The organism is Nocardioides sp. B-3, from assembly GCF_024703895.1.
GTDB lineage: Bacteria > Actinomycetota > Actinomycetes > Propionibacteriales > Nocardioidaceae > Nocardioides.
In genome coordinates this window covers 1,916,026-1,935,218 of sequence record NZ_CP087968.1, presented here as the reverse complement: position 1 = coordinate 1,935,218, position 19,193 = coordinate 1,916,026, and the positions used below count along the sequence as shown (strand labels likewise).

General features: G+C 71.2%; 23 protein-coding genes and 5 pseudogenes. 10 read left to right on the top strand and 18 right to left on the bottom strand.

Annotation, left to right across the window (positions count from 1 at the left end; all coding sequences use genetic code 11):
* The first annotated feature begins 31 nt into the window (after nucleotides 1-31).
* The 5 genes from LP418_RS12750 (at nucleotide 32) to LP418_RS12730 (ending at nucleotide 3,406) form a co-directional block, all read left to right on the top strand.
* Nucleotides 32-1,195, top strand: coding sequence for a DUF1295 domain-containing protein (locus LP418_RS12750; protein ID WP_257956545.1), 1,164 nt, complete (start codon nucleotides 32-34; stop codon nucleotides 1,193-1,195).
* 116 nt (nucleotides 1,196-1,311) lie between these two features.
* Entirely contained in the window at nucleotides 1,312-1,929 is a 618-nt protein-coding gene (locus tag LP418_RS12745) for an RNA polymerase sigma factor (RefSeq protein ID WP_257956544.1), read from the top strand.
* A gap of 169 nt (nucleotides 1,930-2,098) precedes the next feature.
* A complete protein-coding gene (locus LP418_RS12740; RefSeq protein ID WP_257956543.1) occupies nucleotides 2,099-2,500 on the top strand; it encodes a hypothetical protein in 402 nt (133 codons plus the stop codon).
* Nucleotides 2,484-2,711 (top strand): hypothetical protein, encoded by a 228-nt coding sequence (locus LP418_RS12735; RefSeq protein ID WP_257956542.1) that lies wholly within the window; start codon nucleotides 2,484-2,486, stop codon nucleotides 2,709-2,711. Before LP418_RS12740 ends, LP418_RS12735 begins: the two co-directional genes overlap by 17 nt.
* Nucleotides 2,712-2,785: 74 nt before the next feature.
* On the top strand, nucleotides 2,786-3,406 hold the full coding sequence (locus LP418_RS12730; protein ID WP_257956541.1) for a protein-L-isoaspartate O-methyltransferase family protein: 621 nt from the start codon (nucleotides 2,786-2,788) through the stop codon (nucleotides 3,404-3,406).
* Here the strand turns inward: LP418_RS12730 and LP418_RS12725 are convergent.
* Nucleotides 3,352-3,726, bottom strand: a complete 375-nt coding sequence (locus LP418_RS12725) for a PLDc N-terminal domain-containing protein (protein ID WP_257956540.1) — start codon at nucleotides 3,724-3,726, stop codon at nucleotides 3,352-3,354. The genes LP418_RS12730 and LP418_RS12725 overlap by 55 nt on opposite strands.
* Before the next feature lie 30 nt (nucleotides 3,727-3,756).
* Here LP418_RS12725 and LP418_RS12720 point away from each other — a divergent pair, with 30 nt between their 5' ends.
* From LP418_RS12720 to LP418_RS12710, 3 genes and pseudogenes are all read left to right on the top strand, one after another.
* Nucleotides 3,757-4,215, top strand: a complete 459-nt coding sequence (locus LP418_RS12720) for a helix-turn-helix domain-containing protein (RefSeq protein WP_257956539.1) — start codon at nucleotides 3,757-3,759, stop codon at nucleotides 4,213-4,215.
* A 10-nt stretch (nucleotides 4,216-4,225) separates the two neighbouring features.
* Nucleotides 4,226-4,504, top strand: a pseudogene (locus LP418_RS33300) (VOC family protein); the annotation flags it as partial.
* A gap of 632 nt (nucleotides 4,505-5,136) precedes the next feature.
* On the top strand, nucleotides 5,137-5,472 hold the full coding sequence (locus LP418_RS12710; RefSeq protein WP_257956537.1) for a hypothetical protein: 336 nt from the start codon (nucleotides 5,137-5,139) through the stop codon (nucleotides 5,470-5,472).
* Between the two features lie 121 nt (nucleotides 5,473-5,593).
* Here LP418_RS12710 and LP418_RS12705 read toward each other — a convergent pair whose 3' ends face one another.
* A complete protein-coding gene (locus LP418_RS12705; RefSeq protein ID WP_257956536.1) occupies nucleotides 5,594-6,265 on the bottom strand; it encodes a winged helix-turn-helix transcriptional regulator in 672 nt (223 codons plus the stop codon).
* Nucleotides 6,266-6,350: 85 nt separating this feature from the next.
* Between LP418_RS12705 and LP418_RS12700 the strand changes: the two genes are divergently transcribed.
* Together LP418_RS12700 and LP418_RS12695 are read left to right on the top strand one after the other, a co-directional pair.
* Nucleotides 6,351-7,091, top strand: a complete 741-nt coding sequence (locus tag LP418_RS12700) for an FAD-binding oxidoreductase (RefSeq protein WP_257956535.1) — start codon at nucleotides 6,351-6,353, stop codon at nucleotides 7,089-7,091.
* On the top strand, nucleotides 7,091-7,738 hold the full coding sequence (locus tag LP418_RS12695; protein ID WP_257956534.1) for a BBE domain-containing protein: 648 nt from the start codon (nucleotides 7,091-7,093) through the stop codon (nucleotides 7,736-7,738). Before LP418_RS12700 ends, LP418_RS12695 begins: the two co-directional genes overlap by 1 nt.
* Here the strand turns inward: LP418_RS12695 and LP418_RS12690 are convergent, their stop codons facing one another.
* The 16 genes and pseudogenes from LP418_RS12690 to LP418_RS12620 all read right to left on the bottom strand — a co-directional run bounded on the left by LP418_RS12690 (nucleotide 7,739) and on the right by LP418_RS12620 (nucleotide 18,997).
* Complete coding sequence (locus tag LP418_RS12690; protein WP_257956533.1) at nucleotides 7,739-7,861, bottom strand: hypothetical protein; 123 nt, start codon at nucleotides 7,859-7,861, stop codon at nucleotides 7,739-7,741.
* A 179-nt stretch (nucleotides 7,862-8,040) separates the two neighbouring features.
* Nucleotides 8,041-8,562 (bottom strand): acyl-CoA dehydrogenase family protein, encoded by a 522-nt coding sequence (locus LP418_RS33295; RefSeq protein ID WP_257956532.1) that lies wholly within the window; start codon nucleotides 8,560-8,562, stop codon nucleotides 8,041-8,043.
* A 190-nt stretch (nucleotides 8,563-8,752) separates the two neighbouring features.
* Nucleotides 8,753-9,292, bottom strand: a pseudogene (locus tag LP418_RS33290) (acyl-CoA dehydrogenase family protein); the annotation flags it as partial.
* 5 nt (nucleotides 9,293-9,297) lie between these two features.
* Nucleotides 9,298-10,980, bottom strand: coding sequence for an ATP-binding protein (locus tag LP418_RS12675; protein ID WP_257956531.1), 1,683 nt, complete (start codon nucleotides 10,978-10,980; stop codon nucleotides 9,298-9,300).
* Complete coding sequence (locus LP418_RS12670) at nucleotides 10,977-11,279, bottom strand: biotin carboxylase N-terminal domain-containing protein (protein ID WP_257956530.1); 303 nt, start codon at nucleotides 11,277-11,279, stop codon at nucleotides 10,977-10,979. The genes LP418_RS12675 and LP418_RS12670 overlap by 4 nt, the downstream gene beginning before the upstream one ends.
* A pseudogene (locus tag LP418_RS33285) lies at nucleotides 11,276-12,248 on the bottom strand (carboxyl transferase domain-containing protein). The gene LP418_RS12670 and the pseudogene LP418_RS33285 overlap by 4 nt, the downstream one beginning before the upstream one ends.
* On the bottom strand, nucleotides 12,235-12,852 hold the full coding sequence (locus LP418_RS33280; RefSeq protein ID WP_442940176.1) for a carboxyl transferase domain-containing protein: 618 nt from the start codon (nucleotides 12,850-12,852) through the stop codon (nucleotides 12,235-12,237). Before LP418_RS33280 ends, LP418_RS33285 begins: the two are co-directional and overlap by 14 nt.
* Complete coding sequence (locus LP418_RS12660) at nucleotides 12,849-13,322, bottom strand: SRPBCC family protein (protein ID WP_257956529.1); 474 nt, start codon at nucleotides 13,320-13,322, stop codon at nucleotides 12,849-12,851. Before LP418_RS12660 ends, LP418_RS33280 begins: the two co-directional genes overlap by 4 nt.
* Nucleotides 13,319-14,052, bottom strand: a pseudogene (locus LP418_RS12655) (acyl-CoA dehydrogenase family protein). Before LP418_RS12655 ends, LP418_RS12660 begins: the two are co-directional and overlap by 4 nt.
* A 50-nt stretch (nucleotides 14,053-14,102) precedes the next feature.
* Nucleotides 14,103-14,474: an acyl-CoA dehydrogenase family protein gene (locus LP418_RS12650; protein ID WP_257956528.1), complete on the bottom strand. Its 372-nt coding sequence runs from the start codon at nucleotides 14,472-14,474 to the stop codon at nucleotides 14,103-14,105.
* Nucleotides 14,471-15,214, bottom strand: a complete 744-nt coding sequence (locus LP418_RS12645; protein WP_442940261.1) for an AtuA-related protein — start codon at nucleotides 15,212-15,214, stop codon at nucleotides 14,471-14,473. The genes LP418_RS12650 and LP418_RS12645 overlap by 4 nt, the downstream gene beginning before the upstream one ends.
* A gap of 51 nt (nucleotides 15,215-15,265) precedes the next feature.
* Nucleotides 15,266-16,228, bottom strand: a complete 963-nt coding sequence (locus tag LP418_RS12640) for an acyclic terpene utilization AtuA family protein (RefSeq protein WP_257956526.1) — start codon at nucleotides 16,226-16,228, stop codon at nucleotides 15,266-15,268.
* On the bottom strand, nucleotides 16,225-16,704 hold the full coding sequence (locus LP418_RS12635; RefSeq protein WP_257956525.1) for a maleylpyruvate isomerase family mycothiol-dependent enzyme: 480 nt from the start codon (nucleotides 16,702-16,704) through the stop codon (nucleotides 16,225-16,227). The genes LP418_RS12640 and LP418_RS12635 overlap by 4 nt, the downstream gene beginning before the upstream one ends.
* Nucleotides 16,705-16,816: 112 nt before the next feature.
* Nucleotides 16,817-17,008, bottom strand: a pseudogene (locus tag LP418_RS12630) (maleylpyruvate isomerase N-terminal domain-containing protein); the annotation flags it as partial.
* Nucleotides 17,005-17,604 (bottom strand): TetR/AcrR family transcriptional regulator, encoded by a 600-nt coding sequence (locus tag LP418_RS12625; RefSeq protein WP_257956524.1) that lies wholly within the window; start codon nucleotides 17,602-17,604, stop codon nucleotides 17,005-17,007. The gene LP418_RS12625 and the pseudogene LP418_RS12630, both read right to left, overlap by 4 nt.
* A gap of 634 nt (nucleotides 17,605-18,238) precedes the next feature.
* Nucleotides 18,239-18,997, bottom strand: a complete 759-nt coding sequence (locus tag LP418_RS12620) for a hypothetical protein (RefSeq protein ID WP_257956523.1) — start codon at nucleotides 18,995-18,997, stop codon at nucleotides 18,239-18,241.
* Nucleotides 18,998-19,193 lie beyond the last annotated feature (196 nt).

The window sequence follows — 19,193 nt, the reverse complement described above, 5'->3', positions numbered from 1 at the left end:
GCGACCATTACGACGCCGTGGGCTCCCGGAGATGGGCGAGCACGTCGGCGAGGCCAACTATCCGACGTACGTCGAGGTGCTCCGTCGCGCCGTCAAGCCGGGCGGCCGCGTGCTGGTCCAGCAGATGTCCCGCTCGGGACGCAAGGGCGGGAAGCACCCCGGTGGCGGCCCCTTCATCGAGTCGTTCATCGCCCCAGACATGCACATGCGCCCGGTCGGCGAGACGATCGCGCACCCGGAGCACGGGGGCCTCGAGGTTCGCGACGTGCACGGCCTGCGCGAGCACTACGTGCAGACGGTGGCGGGATGGCTCGAGCGCTTCGAGGCCAACCTGCCACGGCTCACCGAGCTGGTCGGCGAGGAGGTCGTCCGCGTGTGGCGGCTCTACCTCGTCGGCGGCTCGATGGCCTTCCGGGACGGGCGCATGGGGGTCGACCAGATCCTCATGGTGCGCCCGGGCGCGGTCCACACGCTGCCCGCCAAGCGAGCCTCGGTGAGAGCCGTGTTCGTTGTCGCAGGCATCGACCTGCTGATCTGCCTCGTCGCGATGGGGCTGACGGCGTGGGTCAGCCGGCGGGTGGGCCGCGTCTCGGTGGTCGACGTCGCCCGGGGGTTGGCGTTCGTCGCCGTCGGGCTCGCGCTCGCGGTCTTCTCCGGTCACTGGTTGTCGTGGCTGCTGGCGGGGCTCGTGGCGGTCTGGGGCGGTCGGCTCGCGCTGCACATCCAGCGCCGCTCGCGTGGTCACGGCGAGGACCCGCGCTACGCCGCGATGCTCGGCGACGCCGGCTTCGGCACCGTCATCCGCAAGGTGTTCCTCGTCCGGGGCCCGGCCGTGTTCCTGGTGTCGCTGCCGCTGATGACCGCCGCGGTGTATGCCGTCCGGTGGCCGTGGCTCGTCGTCGCCGGTGTCGCCCTGTGGCTGGTCGGGCTGGTGTTCGAGGCCGTGGGCGATGCGCAGCTGGCGGCGTACAGGAAACTCCCCAAGGACGTGAAGCCGCAGGTCATGCAGACCGGGCTGTGGCGCTGGACCCGACACCCGAACTACTTCGGTGATGCCTGCGTCTGGTGGGGAATCTGGCTCGCCGGCGCGCTGTCGACCGGCTGGTTGCCCGGGCTGCTGACGATCATCGCGCCCGTCGCGATGACCTATTTCCGGCCTTCGCCACCGGAGCACGCCTTCTCGAGCGCACGATGATGCAGCGGCCGGGCTATCCGGAGTACGCCGCGCGGACCTCGATGTTCGTGCCGCTGCCGCCCAGACGGGGCTGACGCGTTGGCGCGGATCGGACAGGTGGGGTAGAACCAACGCCCGTGTCCGAGTCCGCCGATCCCCTCGATCCGCTCGTCGAGCAGATGCTCGCGGGCGACGAGACGGCGCTCCGGGCGGTCTACCACGACGTGCAGCCCCGGTTGCTGCGCTACCTGACGGTGCTGGTCGGACCCGACGAGGCCGAGGACGTCGCGAGCGAGACGTGGGCGCAGGGGTTCCGTGACCTCGACCGGTTCTCCGGCGACGCGGACGGATTCCGCGGCTGGCTGACCACGATCGGTCGGCACCGGGCGATGGACCACCTGCGTCGACAGCAGCGCCGGCCCCGCGCGGACAGCGAGCTCGTAGAGGTCCCTGGACCGGCCGGCCGAGGACGACGTCGAGAACACCGTCACGATCGGCCTCGGCACCGAGGCGGCACTGGGGCCCGGTGGCCGACCTGCCCGCGGACCAGGGCCGAGGCGATCATGTTGCGGACGGTCTTCGGCTTCGACGCCCCGACGGCGGCGCGGATCCCGGGCAAGCGACCCGGCGCCGTACGCAGCGCCACGCATCGTGGTCTGCGAGCGCTCGAGAAGCGGCTCACGAAGGATTCCTCGAAGAAGTTTCCGCCAACCCGTGACACTTCGGGTCCCACCGACGCTGAGGGTACGAAATGAGCACACACCGCCACCTCTTCCGCCGTCAGGCCGAGACCGACCACGTCGTCGGTCCCGTCCTCGATGCCCTGCGCGCGCCCGCCCGTGAAGGCGAGCTGCGTCGCGAGGACGCGACGGTGGCGGCATTCCACAGTGCTCGACTGACACCCCCATCAGCAACAGGAGTGACATGTCCACCACCGCTCGTAGCGCCGCCACCCGGGCAGCGATCGCCACCGGCGTCGTTGTCGCCCTCTCGACCGGCGGTTTCGCGCTGGCCGCGACCGACCACCTGCCGACCCTGCCGGACCGGGCGTCCGACAAGGCCACCGCCTCGGTCGCGAAGAACCGCGCCACCTCGCCGACCACGGCCCCGACGACGACCGCCACCGCGACGGCCACGCCGACCGAGACCGAGTCCGAGAAGTCGACCCCCACTCCCAACGTCAACGGTCTGTGCAAGGCCTTCCCGGGCGCACAAGAAGCTCGACGGTGCGTGGCTCGAGAGCGCCGCGTTCGCCACCACGGCCACCGCGGCCGGCAGCGAGGACCCCGCCGCGATCGCGACCTACTGCGTGAGCGTCGTCGGTGAGCCGAAGGTCAAGCCGGCCAAGCCCACCAAGTCGCCCAAGGCGACCAAGCCCGCGCCGACCAACAAGCCGACCGCGAAGCCCACGCCGACGAACAAGCCGACCGCGAAGCCGACCCCGACCAACAAGCCGACCGCGAAGCCGACCCCGACCAACAAGCCGACCGCGAAGCCGACCCCGACGAACAAGCCGACCACGGCCGTCACCAGCTGACCCGTTCGACCCCCCTCGAGACGGTCACTGCGCAAGCGGTGGCCGTCTCGGTCATTTCGGGCGAGACTCGAGGGATGGACGCCGTCGAGGCAGCCTTCGCCGCTCTCCCACGAGCTGACTTCCTGCCGACCAGCGCGCGGTCGCAGGCGGCGTTCGACGGTCCGGTGCGGATCGCCGCCGGTCAGACGAACTCGCAGCCGCGCACCGTCGCGGACATGCTCCGGCTGCTGGACGTCCGGCCGGGGCAGCGCGTCCTCGACGTCGGTGCCGGGTCTGGGTGGACCACCGCCCTGCTCGCCCACCTCGTCGGGTCGACCGGCCGGGTCATCGGCGTCGAGCTCGAGCCGGAGCTGGTCGCCTTCGGCGACGCCAACCCGGCGGCGACCGACCAGCCCCGGGCCTCGATCAGCCGGGCGGAGGCCGGCGTGCTGGGGATGCCCGACCGTTCGCCGTACGACCGGATCCCTGGTGTCAGCGGAGCCGCGCGAGCTGCCGACCGAGCTGGTCGACCAGCTCGGCGACAACGGGGTGATGGTCATCCCGGTGGCCGGCACGATGCTGCGTGTCACCAATCCCGGCGCAGTCGTGACCGAGCACGGGCGCTACCGCTTCGTGCCGCTGCGCTGACACCTCCGACGAGTCACTCGGCGTCGGGCTTGTCCTTGTCCCGGTCCTTCTTCTTCTGCGCCTCGTAGCGACGGCGCTGCTCCTCGGCCCGCTCACGCACCTTCTTCAGGAAGTCCTCGTCCTTGACGGGGTCGTTGGGTCGAGCCCGCCCGGGTCGGTCGTACTCCGGGAAGGCCGGCGCAGCACCGGGCCGCGGGCCGGCCGCGGCAGGCCGTCCGGCAACGAGCCGGGCGATGGAGCCGGCGAGCGGGAAGAAGAGGATCAGCAGGATCCACCACAGCTTCGGCAGGTTGCGCATCCGCGACTCGTCCGTGGAGACGGCCTCGATCAGGCAGAACACCATCAAGATGATGCTCACGATCGAGAGCAGCGCGTAGACCTTGAACACGAGGACAGCATGCCCCGTTAGCGTGACCTTGTGGAGCTGTCCCCGCAAGAAGATGTCAACCGGCGGATGCTCCGGGCCCGCGACGAGATGGACCGCCGCTACGCCGAGCCGCTCGACGTCCCGACCCTCGCGGCGATCGCGCACCTGAGCGCCTCGCAGTTCGGCCGGGTCTTCAAGGAGGTGTACGGCGAAACGCCCCACCGCTACCTGCAGCGGCGTCGCGTCGAGCGGGCGATGACGCTGCTGCGGCAGACGGACCGGCCGGTCACCGACGTGGCGTGGGACGTCGGCTTCGCCAGCCTCGGCACCTTCAGCCGCACGTTCTCGACGATCGTGGGCTGCTCGCCGTCGGAGTTCCGGGTGCGGCACGAGCCGGTGCACGTGCCGACCTGCTTCATCGCAGCTCGGACCGGGCCCCGGGAGTCGGCGCCGCCCTTCCCGGGACAGACAGCGGTTTCGGAGAAGCGGACCGACCCCTCAGCGCCATAGCGTCCTCGTCATGACTACCAACCACATCACCTCCATCAGCATCAAGAGCGTCCCCGTCCTCGACCGGGACGAGGCCCCGGCCTTCTACACCGAGCACACGGGCTTCGAGGTCCGCGACGACATCGATCTCGGGTTCATGCGGTGGCTGACGATCGGCGTCCCCGGCGCCGAGGTCAAGCTGCTGCTCGAGCTCGTCGGTGGCCCCCAGCACGACGCCGACACCGCCGCTCAGGTGCGCGAGCTCGTCACCAAGGGCGCACTGGGCGGACTGTTCCTCACGAGCAGCGACATCCACGCGACGTACGCCGCACTCGACGCCGCCGGCGTCGAGATCACCCAGAGCCGGTCGAGCAGCCCTACGGCACCGACATGGCGGTCCGCGACCCCTTCGGCAACCACGTCCGGATCAGCCAGCTCGCCGACCTCACGTCCGAGCAGGTGCAGGAGACGTACGACTCGGTGCAGGCCTGAGCCTCGTCCACCCCCGGAGCGTCCGGCCTCCGTCAGGCCGGGCGCTCCACCTGCGCCACCAGCTTCACCGGAGCCTGCAGGCAGTAGGAATCTGTCAGCAGCTCGCCCAGCTCGGTCCAGTCGGTGTCGTCGTCGAGCAGCATGCCGACGACGTTGGCGCCCCAGCCGGAGCGGGAAGTAGGGCTCGCCCGAGTGCTCGAACGCCATCACCTCGTCGGGCTCGGCGCGGAACGTGATCCGGAACAACTGGTCCTCGCCGCCGAAGACGTGCGCGATCGTGGCCGCCCCCACCCGCCAGCGGGTGCCGACCCGAGCCGGCTCCTCCCGGCACTCGGACAGCGCACAGAGGATCGAGCTCAGCCGCCGCACCCACTCCTCGGGCACGAGCGGACGGTCCTTCGGCGCCATGACGCACACGATAGGACGCACCACCGACACTAGAGTCAGCGCATGAAGTGGATCCTCGCCGTCGCCGCCGTCGCAGTGACCCCGGTGCTCGGCACGGACGCACTCGCGAGCCGCGACGAGAACTGCCCGAGCGCCATGACAACCGGATTCAGCGGGTTGCACGACGCCGACGCCCCCATGGCCGGGACTGCCCTCGGCGCTTTGGGGCTGCACCTCGGCGGGGCCGAGGAGATCACCCGCGACCACAACATCTCGAAGGGGATCGAGACGGTGACCTTCCGCGGCTACGACGCCGACGGAGACCTGACGGGACGGGTCGTTGTCGAGAGGGTGCCCGGAGGTTGGGGCGAGGCCCGGGTCGACACCTGCGACCGATAGCCCACGCGTACGGGGAGAGCCACCCCAGCCCGCGACGCTACCGAACAGTCAGGGGGTCTCCGGCGCGGCGGACCCCCGTACGGTTCGGTAGCTCCGACCGAGACGCACGAGAGCGCGACCCCTACGCAGCAGGCAGCGGCACCGGGGCGAACAACGACCGCAGGAACCACGTCGGCAAGGCGCGTACGAGCGGACGCGGCCCGGCCACAGACAGGTCACCCGCCTTCACCGCTCCCATGAAGTCGGCGCGCCCCATCCAGTAGTCGACCATCGTGGTGATGTGCCCGGCGACCTCGACGTCGACGTCGTGGCCGGGATCGGTCAGGCACAGGTCGACGGTCGGGGCCTCGAGCACCAGCCAGAAGTGGCTCTTGCGATCGCTCGAGCCCTGCAGGTGGAAGTGCACGACCACGCGTTGGGGCGGCAACGCCGTGACGTCGACGTTGCGGTGGATGTCCCACATCAGCAGGGACGCGTCGTACTTCTTGGCCACCACGTCGCCCCGCGCCCAGCGCTGGCCCCAGACGCCGAGGGACTCGATCACCGATCGCAGCTCTTCACCAGCCGGGGTCAGCAGGTACTCCCCGTCGTGGTGCGTGACGACGCCCACCCGCTCCGGGGTCTTGAGCCGTTTGGAGAGCAGCGCCGGGGACATCAGGGGTACGCCGCGGCGCAGGTCGTTGAAGCGCGTGCTGCCGCAGAGCAGCTCGCGCACCACGAGCGGTGTCCACCGCTCGGTGAGCACCTCGGAGGCCATCGCCACCGGACAGAACTGGCCGTATGTCGTCGTCATCCTCTGACGGTAGGACCGCTATGGGTTCTGTACCAGTACACAATCGGTACTGGCCGCCGGAACGGTCCGGTCCGACCCTGAATCCATGACAACCATCGCACCCAGCCCGAGCATCGAGGCCCTCGCACCACACTTCAGCGGCGAGCTCATCGACCGCAACCACCCGGCGTACGACACCGCACGGCTCGTCTGGAACGGCGAGATCCAGCGCCGCCCGGCGCTCATCGCCCGCTGCCGAGGGGCCGCCGACGTGGCGGCCGCGATCCGCTTCGCCCGCGAGCACGACCTGCCCGCCTCCGTCCGCGGCGGTGGGCACGCGGTGGCCGGGCACGCGGTGCTCGACGACGGGATCGTCATCGACCTGTCGGCGATGACCGGCACCCGCGTCGACCCGGCCGAGCGCACCATCCGGGCCAGCGGCGGAGCGCTCCAGTCGGACGTCGACCGCGAGGCCCAGCAGTTCGGGCTGGCCGCGACCGGGGGGTTCGTCAGCCACACCGGCATCGCCGGGCTGACGTTGGGCGGCGGCATCGGGCACCTGATGCGGAAGCTCGGGCTGTCCATCGACGCGCTGCGCGAGTGCGACGTCGTGACGGCCGACGGGAAGTTCGTGACGGCGAGTGCCGACGAGAACGCCGACCTCTTCTGGGGACTGCGAGGCGGCGGGGGGCAACTTCGGCGTCGTCACGAGCTTCACCTTCGACCTGCAGCCGCTCGGGCCGACGATCCTCGCCGGCCTGATCGCGTGGCCGGCGACCCGGGCTTCGACCGTGCTGGCCTTCCTGCGCGACTTCATCGCCGACGCTCCCCGACGAGCTCGGGCTGATGGCCAACCTGCGGCTGGCGCCACCGCTGCCGGTCTTCCCGACCGAGGTGCACGGCACCCCGATCGTCGGGCTGATCGTCACCCGGGCCGGTGACATCGCTGCGGGCGAGGAGCTCCTCAAGCCGTTGCGGGCCCTCGGCACGCCGCTGGTCGACGCCATCACGCAGAAGCCCTACGTCGCGCACCAGAAGATGCTCGACCCGGCGGTCCCGCACGGCCGGCACTACTACTGGAAGTCGCACCGGCTCGGCCCGCTCACCGACGACGTGATCGCCATCATCTGCGAGCACCTCGGCACGATCAGCTCGCCGCTCTCGTCCGTGCCGATCTTCAGCTTCGGCGGCGCGATGGCGCGGGTGCCCGACGGTGCCACGGCCTTCCCGCACCGCGACGCGGCGCACGACATCAACATCGTCGGCTCCTGGCTGCCCGAGCAGGCCGGCGAGGCCGACCGGCACCGGGCCCGGGTGCGCGGGTTCTTCGACGCGCTCGCCCCGCACAGTCGCGGTGTCTACGTGAACTTCACGTCGGACGACACCACGTCGCGGGCCTATACATCGGGACAGCTCGATCGCCTCGGACGGCTCAAGTCGACGTACGACCCGACGAACTTCTTCAGTCGCAACGCCAACATCGTGCCGGCCTGATCACTGCGTCGGCGTCTCGCACCAGAACGGGGGGCGCGAGGCGCCGGAGTGGTACTCGTAGTCCGTGCCGTCGGCGCGCAGGATGATCCGGGACCCGTCGACCGGGGCCTGCGTGTAGACCATGCCCTCCTGCGCGCAGCCCAGGGCTGCCGTCGCGCCGAGTCACCTCCTCCATGGAGACGACCTCGACCGAGCCGGCGTCGACGTCGAGGCGGGTGGCCGGGTCGTCGACTGCGGCCGCGGCGGGACCGCTGTCGGGTGGTGAGGACGTCATGGTCGGTTCCTCCGATGGTTCAGCCGGCTCATCGGAGGAGCCACACCCGACAGTGAGTACGGCGAACGCCAGCACCCACACGGCAATCACGATGACCCGAGTCATCACCCCAGCATGACATCAGTAGGACTTCGGCAGCCCCCGGGGAGTGCATCGCCACGAAGTTGAGGATCATCTCGCGCGACACGGGGGCGATGCGACCGAGGCGGGCCCCGACCAGCATGTTGGCCGGGCCGTACTCCTCAGTGAGGCCGTTGCCGCCATGGGTGTGCACGGCCACGTCGGAGGCGTTGCAGGCCACCTCGCCGCCGGCGTACTTCGCCATGTTGGCGTATTCACCGGCGCCGAAGTCGTCCCCGGCGTCGTAGAGCGCGGCCGCCTTCTGCTGCAGCAGCCGTGACTGCTCCAGCTCGATCTTGATCCTGGCCAGCGGGTGCGCGATGCCCCGGTGCGAGCCGATCGGCTGGTCCTTCCAGACCGAGCGGTCCTTGGCGTAGGCGACCGCCTTGTCCGGGGGCGTAGCGCGCCATCCCGTTGGACATCGCGGCACCCATGATCCGCTCGGGGTTGAGCCCGGCGAACAACTGCCAGATGCCGCCGTCCTCGTCGCCGACGAGGGCCTCGGCGGGCACCCGCACCGAGTCGAGGAACAGCGTGAACTGCTTCTCGGGCGCCGACCAGCCCATCGGGATCGGCTGGCGGGTGAAGCCCTCCGCGTCGGTGGGCACCACGAACAGCGCCGGCTTGAGCTTGCCGGTCTTGGCGTCCTCGGTGCGCGCCACGATCAGCACCGCGCCGGCCTCGTCGACACCGGAGATGAAGGTCTTCTGGCCGGTGATCACCCAGCCGTCGCCGTCACGCGTGGCCGTGGTGGTGATCTTGTGGGAGTTGGAGCCGGCGTCGGCCTCGGTGATGCCGAAGGCCATCAGCAGGCTGCCGTCGGCGATGTCGGGCAGCCAGCGCTGTTTCTGCTCCTCGGTGCCGCAGCGGGTGATGATCGAGCCGCAGATCGCCGGCGAGACGACCATCAGCAGGAGCGGCGCACCCGCCGCCGCGGCCTCCTCGAGGACCGCGGCCGGGTCGGACATGCCGCCGCCGCCCCCGCCGTACGCCTCGGGGATGTTCACGCCGAGGAAGCCGTTGCGACCCATCTCGAGCCACATCTCGGTCATCTTGCCGCCCTCGCGGGCCTGCTTGGCGACGAACTCGTGACCGTACTTGCCGGCCAGCTTCTTCACGGCCTCGCGCAGCGCGACGCGTTCGTCGGGCTCGGTGAACATGGTGGTCATGGGGTTGCTCCTTCGTCGGTTTCGTGCGGGGTGACCACCGCGAGCACGGCGCCCGCCTCGACCTGCTGCCCGGCGGCCGCCGGGAGCTCGGTGAGCGTGCCGGCATAGGGCGCGGCGATGGTGTGCTGCATCTTCATGGCCTCCATCACGAGGATCGGCTGGCCCTCGGCGACCACGTCGCCGAGCGCGGCCCGGACAGCGATCACGCTGCCGGGCATCGGCGCGAGCAGCGAGCCCGCGACGACCCGGTCCGCCGGGTCCACGAATCTGGGGGTACGGCGGAGCGCGACGTGGCCGAGCGAGGACTCGACGTCCACGCGGTCAGCGTCGGTGTGGACCGTGAACGTGCGCTGGACCCCGTCGGCGTCGAGGCGCACGACCTCGGGTCCGGCCTCGAGGACCGTGACACCTTCGAGCTCGGCGGAGGTGAAGGACCGGCCGCCGAACCACCGGACGTCGAGCTCCTCGTCGCCGTGCTGGAAACGGGTGAGCTGCGGTTGCGCGACGACGTTGCGGAAGCCGGCCGGGATCCGCTGCTGGACCGGGCGGGCCGCACGTGCTCGCTCGGCAAGCGCGATGGCCGCGGCGAAACCACTCAACGCGACCGTCCCCGAACCGCCCGGCGGAGCGGCGAGGGTGGCCGAGTCGGCGCCGTCGAGCCACGTCGTGTGCATCTGCGCGTCGATGAGGACCGGGTCGCGCAGCAGGTTGACCAACAGGTCGCGGTTGGTGACCGGGCCGTGCAGCTGCGCCTTCGCCAGTGCCCCGGCCAGCTGGCGCAGGGCCTGCTCGCGCGTCGGGGCGTGCACGACCACCTTGGCGATCATCGCGTCGTAGAACGTGCCGATCTCGTCGCCGGCACCGACGCCGGAGTCGAGCCGGATGCCGTACGCCGACGGCCCCTCGAACTCCGAGACCACCCCGGGCACGGAGAACCGTGTGATCCGGCCGCTCTGCGGCTGGTAGTCGTGGGCGGGATCCTCGGCATAGAGCCGCACCTCGATCGCGTGGCCGTGAGGTGCGCCCACCTCGAGGTCGGCCAGCGACCGGCCTTCGGCGACGGCGAGCTGCAGGGCGACCGGGTCGACGCCGTGCACCGCCTCGGTGACGGGGTGCTCGACACGGAGGCGGGTGTTCATCTCCGGGAAGAAGAAGCGGTCCTTGGCGGTGTCGTAGAGGAACTCGACGGTGCCGGCGCCGCGATAGTCGATCGCCTCGGCGGCCGCCCGGGCCGCGTCGTGCAGCGCCGTGCGGGTGGCGGCGGGCAGCGCGGGGGCCGGCGCCTCCTCGATCACCTTCTGGTGGCGACGCTGCACCGAGCAGTCGCGCTCGCCGAGGACGAAGGTCCCGCCGACAGTGCCGAGCACCTGCACCTCGATGTGACGGCCGCTCTCGACGTACGGCTCGACGAACACCGTGCCGTCGCCGAACGCGGACTCCGCCTCGGACGAGGCCTTCTCGATCTCGCCGGCCAGTGCGTCGAGCGACCGGACGATCCGCATGCCGCGACCGCCTCCGCCGGCGCTGGCCTTCACCAGCAGCGGCAGGTCCGCGGCGGTCGCGGTCTCGGGGGTGAGGTTGCCCGGGACCGGCACCCCGGCTGCCTCCATCAGCTTCTTGGACTCGATCTTCGAGCCCATCTGCTCGATGGACGAGGGATCGGGACCGACCCACGTCAACCCGGCCTCGACGACTGGCGGGCGAAGGCGGCGTTCTCGGAGAGGAAGCCGTAGCCCGGGTGGATCGCGTCTGCCCCGGCCTTGCGGGCGGCCTCGATGACGAGGTCTCCGCGCAGGTAGGTCTCGGCAGGCGTGTTGCCCGGCAGGCGTACGGCGACGTCCGCGTCGAGCACGAACGGCATCGCTGCGTCCGCGTCGGAGTGGACGGCGACCGTCTCGATGCCGAGCTCGCGGCAGGTGCGGAACACCCGCCGGGCGATCTCGCCCCGGTTGGCGACAAGCAGCTTCTTGATCGTCACAGTCGGAACACCCCGAAGTTCATGGCGCCCTCGATGGGCTGGTTGTCGATCACGGACAGGCAGATGCCCGGGACGTTGCGGGTGTCGCGCGGGTCGATGACCCCGTCGTCGTAGACCATGCCGGAGAGGAAGTAGGGCATCGACTGCTCCTCGACCATCCCCTCCACCATGTCCTTGATGCCCCGGAAGGCCTCGGCGTCGAAGACCTGGCCCTTCTTCTCGGCCGACTCGCGCGCCACGATCTCCATGACGCCGGCGAGCTGGGCCGGCCCCATCACGGCCGACTTCTCGCTGGGCCGGGTGAAGAGGAAGCGCGGGTCGTAGGCGCGGCCGTTCATGCCGTAGTTGCCGGCGCCGTACGACGCTCCCATGATCACCGTGAGGTGCGGGACGGTGGAGTTGCTGACCGCGTTGATCATCTGCGCGCCGTGCTTGATGATCCCGCCCTGCTCGTACTCCGCGCCGACCATGTAGCCGGTGGTGTTGTGCAGGAAGAGCAGCGGCGTGTCCTTCTGGTTGGCCAGCTGGATGAACTGCGCCGCCTTCTGCGCCTCCTGCGACATCAGCACGCCGCGGGCGTTGGCCGGGATGCCGATCTCGTGCCCGTGCAGCCGCGCCCAGCCCACGCACAGCGCTGAGCCGTAGAGCGGCTTGAACTCGTCGAAGGCGACCTCGTTGCCCGGACCAACCCCGTCGACGATCCGCAGGATCGCGTCGCGCGGGTCGAAGGGCTCCTTGAGGTCCGTGGGGATGAGGTCGAGGAGGTCGTCGGGGTCGAGGTCGGGTTCTGCGTACGGCGCGGTCGGGGGCCGCGCCCCGCTTGTGCCAGTTCAGCCGCGCGACCACGCGGCGCGCGAGCCGCAGGGCGTCATGCTCGTCGAGGGCCGGGAAGTCGGAGGACCCGGAGGTCCGCGAGTGCATCTCGGCGCCACCGAGCGACTCGTCGTCGGTCTCCTCACCGGTGGCCATCTTGACCAGCGGCGGACCGGCCCGAGAAGACCTTGGCCTGCTCCTTGACCATGATCACGTAGTCACTCATGCCGGGGACGTAGGCGCCGCCCGCAGTGGAGTTGCCGAAGACCACCGAGATGCTCGGCTGCTTGCGCGCCGAGGCGCGGGTGAGGTTGCGGAAGCCGCGACCGCCGGGGATGAAGATGTCCTTCTGGGTCGGCAGGTCGGCGCCGCCGGACTCGGTGAGGTTGATCGTCGGCAGGTTGTTCTGCTCGGCGATCTCGCCCGCCCGGAAGGACTTCTTCAGCGACCACGGGTTGAGGGCGCCGCCCTTCACCGTCGGGTCGTTGGCCACGATCATGCACTCGACGCCCTCGACGACGCCGATGCCGGTCACCATGCTGGCCCCGACCATGAAGTCACTGCCCCAACCTGCCAGCGGCATCAGCTCGAGGAACGCGGAGCCCTCGTCGACGAGCAGCTCGATCCGCTCGCGGGCGGTCAGCTTGCCGCGGTCCTTGTGCCGCGCGACGTACTTCTCGCCACCGCCGGCGACGGCCTTGGCCTGCTCGGCGTGCAGCGCCTCGATCTTGTCGAGCATCGCCTCGCGATTCCCGCTCATGACTCCACCCCGCTCTCCAGCACTGCCTTCATCCGCTCGAGGGTCGTACGCATGCCGTTGACGTTGGTCCGGCCGCGGAACCGGCCCAGCAGCGCCCAGTAGGCGCGCAGCGGGAGGCTGGACGCGAGGCGGAAGTACTCCGTGACCTCGGTCCCACCGTCGCGCGGCGTCAGCCGGTAGCCCCAGTTGTTCGCCGTGATCGAGTCGGTGCCGACCGCGAACTCGAAGACGCGCTCCGGCTCGCAGACGGTGACCCGGCAGGGCGACCAGTAGATCGGTCCGACGCCGTTGCGCTTCACATGGCCGGCGAAGTAGGCGCCCACCTCCGGCCGGGTCGAGCCGCGGGTCCACTTCGCCTCGAAGGTCTCCGGCGAGAACTCGCCGATCCGGGTCACGTCGCTGACGAGGTCCCACACGTGGGCGGGCGAGGCGTCCATCCAGACCGAGACCTCGCCGGTGAGGGGCCTCATGAGGCGTATCCCAGCAGCTTGGCGGCCGGGTCGGTGAGGACCTCGGTGGCACCGCCGCCGATCGGCAGCAGCCGGACGTCGCGGTAGTGGCGCTCGACCTCCGACTCGCGCATGTAGCCCATGCCGCCGTGCAGCTGGACGGCACGGTCGGCGACCCAGACGGCGGTGTCGACGGCGGTCTGCTTGGCCGGGCAGGCCTCGGCGATGACGTCCTCGCCGGCGACGTAGCGCTCGGCGACCTCGAGGGTGTAGCTGCGCGCGATGGCCACCGGCGGTGCATCTCGACGAGCTTCGCGCGAACGACCCGGTTGGCCAGCAGCGGCTTGCCGAAGGTCTCGCGGTCGCGGCAGTACTGCGCGGTCAGGGCCGGGCAGCGCTGCGCGTGGCCGTAGCCCATCAGTGCGAGCCAGATCCTCTCGGTCACGAACTGCTGTGCGATGTAGTAGAAGCCGTGGTTCTCCTCGCCGACCGGGTTGGCGGCGGGCACCCGCACGTCGGCGTACGACAGCTCACCCGTGTCTGAGCAGAGCCAGCCCATCTTCTCCAGCTTGCGCGACACGGTGAAGCCGGGCGTGCCCTTCGGCACCACGATCAACGAGATGCCGTGGGCACCCGCGTCACCGGTGCGGACGGCGGTGGTCACGAAGTCGCCGCGCACCGACGAGGTGATGAAGGTCTTGGCGCCGTTGATCACCCAGTGGTCGCCGTCGCGGACGGCGCGGGTGGTGATGCCCGCGACGTCGGAGCCCGTGCCGGGCTCGGTGATGCCGAGCGAGCCGATCAGGTCGCCCGCCCCGGGACGGGGCGGGCGTAGGTGTCGACCAGCTCCGGCGAGCCCGCCGCGATGATGTGCGGGATCGCGATGCCGTGGGTGTAGGCGCCGGCCATCAGGCCTCCGGACCAGCCGGCCTCCATGAAGCCCTCCTGCATCGCGCACACGTCGAGCAGGTCGCCGCCGTCGCCGCCCACCTCCTCGGCGACGCCGACGCCGAGCAGACCGGCGTGCGCCAGCTTCTTCTGGAAGTCGCGCGGGATCTCGCCGTCACGTTCCCACGTGTCCGGGTGCGGGACGACCTCACGCTGGGTGAAGTCGATCGCCGTCTTCTTCAGCGCGAGCCGCTCGTCGGTCCAGCCGTGGTTGAAGGTCGTCACAGGAGTCCGTCCTCGATCGATACGTGTCGTGAGCGCAGCCATTCGCCGAGCCCCTTGGCCTGTGGGTCGAACCGGGTCGACGCGGCCACGCCGTCGCCCGGGAGTCCGTGGATGAGCACGTTGACCGCGCCCGAGTTGGGCAGCAGGAAGACCTCGACCTCGAGGTCGGCCGCTTCGGGGATCAGCTCGCGAACCCGCCGGGGAGTGATCAGCTTGCTGAGCCACTCGACGCGGGCGGCGTACAGGTCCGCACGTCCGTCGTGCGCGACCCACAGCCCGATGTTCGCGTCGCCGCCCTTGTCCCCGGACCGCGCGTGCACGAACGTCCCCAGCGGCAGCCGCCGCGTGAGGACGTCCTGCTTGGCGGGGTACGGCGACGGGCGCGCCCCGCTGTCGGTGGCGACTGGCAGGGTGGAAACCGGGGGGTTCCCCACCACCTCCACCGATCCGTCTGCGTGCACGACGGTGTGCTCGACGACCGACCGGTCGACGTACTCCGGGCGATAGATCCCGAAGGGCGTCGGCTTCCCGGGCGGGGCGGTCATGGTGAAGCCGGGGTAGGAGGCGAGCGCGAGCTCGACGGCGGCGGACGTGAAGGCCCGGCCGACCGGGTCGGGCGAGGAGTCCTTGACCGTGCAGCGCAGGATCGCGGACGCGCCCTCCTCGGAGTCGGCGTCCGGACCGGGGCACGGCCAGCCGCGACCAGACGACCTCGGCCGGCGGGCTGGCGGCGAGGGCAGCGTCGAGCTGGGTGCGGACCCAGTCGCCCTTGGCCTCGATGTCGAGACCGGTCAGCACGAGCTCGACGCTGTTGCGCCAACCCCCAGCTCGTTGACGCAGACCTTGAGCTGCTCCGGCGGCGCCTCGCCGCGGACGCCGGTGATGGCGACCCGGTCGGGGCCCACCTGCTCGAGGCGCAGCGAGTCGAGGTGGGTCGTCACATCCGGCCCGAGGTAGCGCGTCGACTGGATCTCGTAGACCAGCTGCGCGGTGACCGTGTCGACCGTGACCGCGCCACCGGTGCCGTCGTGCTTGGTGATCACGCACGAGCCGTCGGCGGCGATCTCGGCGAGCGGGAAGCCGAGGGGCTGCCCCGTGTGCGGCAGCGTGCGGAAGCCGGAGAAGTTGCCCCCGGTCGCCTGCGTCCCGCACTCGAGCACGTGCCCGGCGATGACCGCGCCGGCGAGGGCGTCGTGGTCGTCCGTCTGCCAGCCGTGGTGGGCGGCTGCGGCTCCGACCACGACCGAGGCGTCGGTGACGCGCCCGGTGACGACGATGTCGGCGCCCTTGGTCAGGGCCGACGCGATGCCGAACCCGCCGAGGTAGGCATTCGCCGTCAGCGCGCCCTCCCAGAGCCCGAGCGGGCGCAGGTCGTCGCCGTGGACGTAGGCGATCCTCGGCTCGAGACCAAGGCCGCTGGCAACCTCGCGCAGCTTGTCGGCCGGGCCGGCCGGGTTCAGACCGCCCGCGTTGGCGACGATCTTGACGTCCTTCTCCGGGGCGAGCCCGAGGCAGTCCTCGACCTGCCGGACGAACGTCTTCGCATAGCCCAGCGACGGGTCCCTCATCGCGTCCTTGCCGAGGATCAGCATCGTCAGCTCGGCGAGGTAGTCACCGGCCGGGACGTCGAGCTGGCCGTCCTCGAGCATCTCGCGCATCGCGCTCAGCCGGTCGCCGTAGAAGCCGGAGCAGTTGCCCACGCGGACCGCCGGTTGAGCAGGGCGCCCAGCGCCCGTGTCGAAACCAAGGCTCATGCTTTGCTCCTTCCCTCTCCGGGCGGACCCGCGAAGCACTGCGCGATGTCGAGCCACGTGTCCGCGTCGGCGCCCGTTGCCACGAGGTCCGTGTCGGCGCGGTTGATCCGCTGGGTCGCGAGGAGGCACAGGTCGAGCGCCGAGCCGGTCACCGTCTGCTCGGCGTCCTCGGGACCGAAGGCCCACACGTCGCCTCCCGGGCTGACGAGGTCGATGCGGAACTCAGCGCCCGGCGGAGTGAGGTCGCGCGTGACGAAGGAGAAGTTGCGGGTGCGTACGGCGAGGTGCGCGATGTGCCGGATCCGGTCGGTCGGCTCCGGCGTGACGCCGAGCGCGGCATGCACGTCGAGGCTGTGCGCCCGGGTCTCCATCAGCCGCGCGGTCGCCATCGAGGTCGGCGACATCGGCGGCCCGAACCACGGCATCTTGCCGCCCTCGAAGGCCGCCAGCGTCTCGCTCATGGCCCGGCGACCCACGCGCCAGCGGGGCGAGCAGGTCAGCGGAGTCCGCCTGTGCGCCCGCCAATGCCTCGGTGTCGACGAAGCCGGTGGGGTCGGCGATGGCGAGCAGCACGACCTCGTCCCGGGCCTGCTTGTCGGTCGCGGCCTTCACCGCCACCTCGTCGGTCCACGCGAGGTGCGAGACCCGGGTGGCGACATCCCACCCGGCGGCCGGCGTGGCTGTGCGCCAGCCCGCCTCGTCGAGGTCGGCGACAAGGGCGTCGAGGGCATCGCCCTCGGCAGTCAGGTCCTTGAGGACGGAGGTGAGGACGTCAGTCATGCAAGCTCCCGGTCGAGCACGTCGGCCCAGCGGTTGAGGATGCGGCGGCGCCGGGCGGCGTCGTCGGAGATGGTGTTGGCGAGACCGAGCCCGCGCACGAGGTCGAGGGTCGCCTGGACCAGCTCGCGCACCCCGGGCTGCGACTCGTCGGCGCCCAGCGCCTCGACCGTCATCCGGTGCGCCTCGCGGCCGACGCGCTGCTCGAGCGGGCCGACGGCGGCGAGGAGTGCTTCATCCCTGCACGCGGCGACCCACAGCTCCAGTGCGGCCGTGAAGACCGGCGAGGAGAAGTGGTCGCCGAGCATGGTCAGCACCGCGCGGGTGCGCCGCCGGCCGGTCGGCAGCTTGGCGACGGCGTCGGCGAGCTCGGCGCCCCGGAGCTCGGTGAGGTGCTCGACCGCCGCCACGACCGGGTCGTTCTTGGTCGGGAAGTGGTGCAGCTGGGCACCGCGGGAGACGCCGGCGCGCGTGCTGACCAGCGTCGTCGACGTACCGGAGTAGCCGCGCTCGACCGGGCACTCGACCGTCGCCTCGAGCAGGCGCAGCCGCATGGCGCGGGTGCGTTCCTCCTGCGGCACGCGGGCGGTCGTCGTCACGCGCCCATCGTGGCCGCAAATCAACAAACAGTCAAGACTGTCTGTTTATTGGCTCACCCACAAGAGTGTTCCCGGTGCCGCACACTGGGAGCGCGAACCCTCTCGTAGCTCGGACGGCGGAACTGTCGCCTGCCACGCATACAGGCCGGGCGCCGTGACGAAGACGCCGGGCATGTCCCGGGTGTCGTTCCCCTTCATGGTCAACTGCATCTCGTCAAAGTTCGAGCCCGAGCAACCTGCTGCGCGGAGCGCCTGCTCAGTCTCGTAGGGCCCCCAGAGAGTCGCGGTCACGGTGACGGCAGGAGTGACTGGGAGGCCTGTGAGGCCCACCCGAGCTCTGACCACCTCGCCGGCCGGAGTCTGAGCCGGCACCGCCGCTACCACGATCGAGGCCACCGCCTTCACCTTCGTCGTAGCCCCACAGGCAGACGCGGGGTGGCTCGTGGCCGTCCCCTCGACGGCGACCCGCCACGCGTAGTAGCCACTGACCGTCGGCGAGACCGGCGGCAGGGTGTAGTCACCATCCGTAGACACCGTGCTGCTCACTGTCCCGACGATCGGTGCCGAGCAGCCCGCGGCTGCCGCCGACGACACCGGGCCGTGCAGCGTCGCGCCGAGCGCCCGCGTTGTCCCATCACCCGTGACGCTGGCAACCACCCGCGCCGCCGCGCCCGCGACGAGCGAGTCGGGCGAGGCCTTCAGCGCCAGACCTTGCGTTCCCCGGACAGGTGAGGACGTGCTGACCTCGAGCGTGCGCTTCACGCCACCCTCCGCGACGGCCGCCTGAGCCTTCCGATCTGGCGCACGCACGACGAGCCGGTGCTCGGGGACCTGCCCGATCTGTGCGGTCACGGTCCGCCAGCCCGGGGAGCGGGGCGGCCAGCCGCACGAGCGCCCGGCCGTCGTCTCCCGTGACAGCCTCCACCGGACCACCCGACGCCACGGCCGGCCCGCCCTCGGGCGAGGTCACCGTCACCGGGAGGCCCGCCGCCGGCCGGCCGCGACCGTCGGTCACGGAGACCGTCACCGACGTGATCCCGCCAACGTCCGCCGACGTCGCCGCGACCGTGGCACCGTAGACCCCGGCACTCACCCGGGACGACCGGAGCATCAGCCGGGCGAAGCGCATCACCGTGGCTGAGTCCCGCGCCTGCCGGATCCGTTGAGCCCCGCGGCCGCGGGCGGTGACCCGCCACTGCTTGCCGGCCAGCAGGTGCAGCACGGCGGCGTCCACCGCGGCCGCCCGGACGTCGTCGCGGTAGCCGCCGTACTTGGACAGGATCCGGGCCGCGCGAGCGGTCTCCTTCGCGGTTGCCCCGGGGCCGGCCGAGTCCCCGGTCGCTCTGGCCGGCCCGAAGCCGGACCGGTTCGGGCGCTTGCGCGGCGTGGTCACGAAGGCGGGCGTGGTGCCGATCCGGTAGCCACCGATCCACCCACCGTCCGCGTGACCGGTGCCCGGGATGCGGAACCCTGCCCAGCGGTCGGCGCGGTCGTCCGCGCGCGTCGCCGGCGACTCCCGGTGCGGGCGGCACCGGGGTGAGGGCGACGAGCAGGAATGCGAGGAGCACGGCGAACTGAGTGACCACTCG